General features: G+C 62.9%; 3 protein-coding genes. All 3 read right to left on the bottom strand.

The window, feature by feature from the left end:
* Positions 1-51 precede the first annotated feature (51 nt).
* Entirely contained in the window at positions 52-462 is a 411-nt protein-coding gene (locus VMS96_06970) for a hypothetical protein (protein HVP43157.1), read from the bottom strand.
* A 5-nt stretch (positions 463-467) separates the two neighbouring features.
* Complete coding sequence (locus VMS96_06965) at positions 468-2,882, bottom strand: 3-hydroxyacyl-CoA dehydrogenase NAD-binding domain-containing protein (protein HVP43156.1); 2,415 nt, start codon at positions 2,880-2,882, stop codon at positions 468-470.
* A gap of 513 nt (positions 2,883-3,395) precedes the next feature.
* The coding region (locus VMS96_06960; GenBank protein HVP43155.1) for a VIT1/CCC1 transporter family protein at positions 3,396-3,759 on the bottom strand (364 nt) is incomplete at its 5' end.

The raw sequence follows: 3,759 nt of genomic DNA, 5'->3' as shown, positions 1-3,759 counted from the left end.
CCCTTGTAGGCCTTGCCGACCGGAGTGCGAACTGAGCTGGCGATTACGACTTCACGCATGAAATTCCTGCCAATCATCGACCAAACGTTCGATTTCGGTCGATTCCATCGAATTGATTGTTTCGACTGCTAGCAGTTCGTGGGGCTCAAGGAGTTCGAACGGGTTGCGTACAGCTGAGACCACTCCGCCGGAGTTGCACAACAACGCAAAGAACTCGAGTGCATTCTTTGCGGGGTCAAACTGTTTGGTTTTGCTCAACTCGGCCCATTCATGCGCTTTGAATAGGCCGAACAAGGTCTTAAGACGCTCTTTGGTACTTGGCTCAGCAATGTCGCTGGCGAGAATTGCCCAACGGTGGCCGGCCAGAGTTCTTCCGCATGCAGGGCAAGTCGGAAGCAGCCCATGCAGCTGTGCTTGCACGGCAGCGTTCACTTGCTCTCGTGTTGGCTTCGTTAACTTCATGCGTGCTAGTTCCTCAGCGGCTTGCCGGTCTTCAGCGTGTGCTGGATGCGGAGCTGCGTGTTCTTCTCGCCGCAAAGCGATTTGAACGCCTCGCGCTCCAGGTCCAGCAGGTACTGCTCGCTGACCGGCGTTCCGGGTGTGACTTTGCCGCCGCAGAGCACTTCGGCGACCTTGCTGCCGATCTTCACTTCGTACTCGGTGATGAACTCGCCCTGCCTCATTAGATGAACCCCGAGCTTGAGCGTCGCCAGAATGCTCTCGCCCGGGGCGGGAATGTCGGTGCGCATGACCGGCGCCTTGTATCCGGCGCGGGCCATCTCCGCGGCGCGGGCCTTGGCGTCGGAGAGCACCCGGTCGCGATTCATCACGATCTCGTCGCCGTTCGACAGGAAGCCGAGATGGCGGGCTTCGTAGGCCGAGGTCGAGACCTTGGCCATGGCGATGGTCTCAAAGGCGCGCTTCATCGCCTCCATCATCTCCACCGACTCGCCGCGCGCGTCGGGGCGGATGGATTGGGCGCTGTCCACCGCGCGCAGGGTCATCTCCTTGCAGCCGCCGCCGCCGGGCAGCAGGCCGACACCGACTTCGACCAGCCCCATATAGAGCTCGGCGTGGGGCGTGCGCACGGGGGCGTGCAACGAGATCTCGCAGCCGCCGCCCAGCGCCATCCCGAACGGCGCGACGACGACCGGCTTGGGCGAGAACTTGATGGCCTGGGTCATCCCCTGGAAGGAGCGGACCATCAGGTCGATCTCGTCCCACTCCTCTTCCTGCACCGCCATCAGCAAGAGCATTATGTTGGCGCCGACGGAGAAGTTCGGGGCGTCATTGGTGATGACGAAGGCGTCGAAATGGCCGTTCAGGTCGGAGCCGGGCTTGAGCGCCGAGCTGACCATCTGCACGATGTCGCCGCCCAGCGCGTTCATCTTGGAGTGGAACTCGATGCAGCCGACGCCGTCGCCCACGTCCACCAGCGACGCGCCGGCGTTCTTCTTCACCACGCCATTCGATTTCTTGACGACGGTGACCGAACTGACGCCTTCGGGTACCTCGACCGGCTTGTAAGAAGCGCTGGGCACGTCGAAGTAAGCACGGGCGGAGGCGGTCTTGGGCTCGTCCTGGTACCACGAGGTGGCGCCGGAGGCGAGCAGCTTCTCGACGTTGGCGGCGACCGGGTGGCCTTCCTGCTTCATGCGCTCGACGGTGGCGGGCACGCCGGCGGCGTCCCACAGCTCGAACGGGCCCATCTCCCAGTTGAAGCCCAACTTCATGGCGCGGTCGATGTCGACCACGCGGTCGCTGATCTCGGGGATGCGGTTGGCGGCGTACGTCCACAGGTCCGACAGCGTCTTCCAGTAAAACGCGGCGGCCTTGTCTTTCTTGGGGTCGCCCGACAGCAGCATGCGCAGGCGCTCGCCGGTGTCCTCGACGTTCTTGGCCATGTCGAGGGCAGGGAACTTGGCCTTCTGCCGCGGGCGGTACTCCAGGGTCTTCCAGTCGAGCCCGAGGCGCTCGTCGCCGTCCGCGCCCTTCTGCTTCTTGTAGAAGCCCTGCCTGGTCTTGTCGCCCAGCCACTTGCGCTCCAGCATCTTCTGGAAGAAGTCGGGGAGCGTGTACAGTTCTGCGCGCTCATCGCGTGCATGCTGGGTCAGGTTGCCGACCACGTGGCCGAGGATGTCGAGCCCCACCAGGTCGATGGTGCGGAAGGTGGCCGACTTGGGCCAGCCCACGGCGGTGCCGGTGAGCGTGTCCACGTCCTCGATGGACAGGTCCATCTCCTGCATTACCCGCATGACGTTGAGCACGGAGAAGGTGCCGATGCGGTTGGCGATGAAGTTGGGGGTGTCCTTGGCGACCACGATCCCCTTGCCCAGGCGCAGGTCGCAGAACTGGGCGATAGAGTCGATGGCGGCGCGGTCGGTCTCGGGCGTGGGGATGATCTCCAGCAGCCGCATGTAGCGCGGCGGATTGAAAAAGTGAGTGCCGAACCAGTGGCGGCGGAAGTCGTCGGAGAAGCCCTCGGCGATCCTTGCCACCGGCAGGCCGCTGGTGTTGGTGGTGGTGATGGTGCCAGGCTTGCGCACCGCCTCCACCTTTTTCAGCAGGGTGCGCTTGATGTCGAGGTTCTCGGCTACCGCCTCGATGATCCAGTCGGCGTCGGAGACCTTTTTCAGGTCGTCGTCGAAATTGCCGATGGAGATCAGCCGGGCCAGCGACGGCTCGAAGAACGCCGCCGGCTTGGACTTGACCGCGCCTTCCAGCCCGGCTTGCACGATCTTGTTCCGGGCAGGGCCGTCGGCGTCCGGGGGAACGATGTCGAGCAGGATGCAGGGGACGCCGGCGTTGGCCAGGTGGGCGGCGATGCGCGCCCCCATGGTCCCGGCGCCGAGGACGGCTGCCTTATGAATGCGCTTCAGCATAGACACTTCGATTCCGCTAACAGACACACCGGTTGAGCAAATTTTCTTGTGAGTGGGCGAAGCGAGGAGATCATGCCTATGTTCGGTCCTGCGTTCACAACCTATGAGCCAAGAGGTAGTAGCACTACGAAGCCGGCGCCAGAAACTAGAAGGGGCCCGCGTCGAAGTGGATGTGGGGGTGAGGATGGCAACGACGCGAGCCCGTATTAAGTTGAATAGAAGATACTGAATGGCGGTTCATTCAGTCAAGGAAAAAATGCAATAAATCTTTTGCCTGCAAAGTGTTGCGGGAATTGTGCATGTGACGAAAATCACGCCAGTATGTGTCCATGGTCACAAAGAGTTTCGGGACCGGCTTCGAGGTACCCGGCGCTGGGCCCGCAGGCCCCCTAAGGCTGCGGGCCGGTAGCGACCGTGATCCGGACCGGTCCCGTCCCTACTGCCAAGCAACCTAGCCCGGAATCTCGAAAACGCGACAAGGCCCGCGGTTTTGTTCTGAATTCGGAACAGAGCTCAGGTGAACAGGCGTGCCAGGCCGAAGGCGGCAGCGGCGGCCACCCCTCCGATCAGCACGGTCTGGAGAGCACTGCGGAAGGGGCGGGCGCCAGTGTAGTGGCCCTTGATGTAACCGAAGATGCCCAGCGCCAAGAGAGTCACCGTCACCGAGAGCGAGAGAGCGGTGTGGGCCTGCGGCAGCAGTATGTAAGGCGCGAGCGGGATGAAGCCTCCGGCGATATACGAGCCGGCGATGGTGGAGGCGCTGGTGACCGCGCGCCTGGGGTCGGGCTTCTCCAGACCCAGCTCGAAGCGCATCATGAAATCGATCCACGCCTTGGGGCGTTTGGCCATGGCCGCCACCACCGGACGCACCTCCTCG

The sequence above is a fragment of the Terriglobales bacterium genome (assembly GCA_035543055.1).
Taxonomy (GTDB): Bacteria; Acidobacteriota; Terriglobia; order Terriglobales; family Acidobacteriaceae; genus JAIQFD01.
Note: the sequence above shows the minus strand (reverse complement) of the source record. Positions and strands in the feature narration are given on the sequence as shown.

Excerpts from the sequence above, each read along its gene's own strand:
- VMS96_06970 (HVP43157.1), bottom strand. The coding sequence starts at position 462 with ATGAAGTTAACGAAGCCAACACGAGAGCAAGTGAACGCTGCCGTGCAA.
- VMS96_06965 (HVP43156.1), bottom strand. The coding sequence starts at position 2,882 with ATGCTGAAGCGCATTCATAAGGCAGCCGTCCTCGGCGCCGGGACCATG.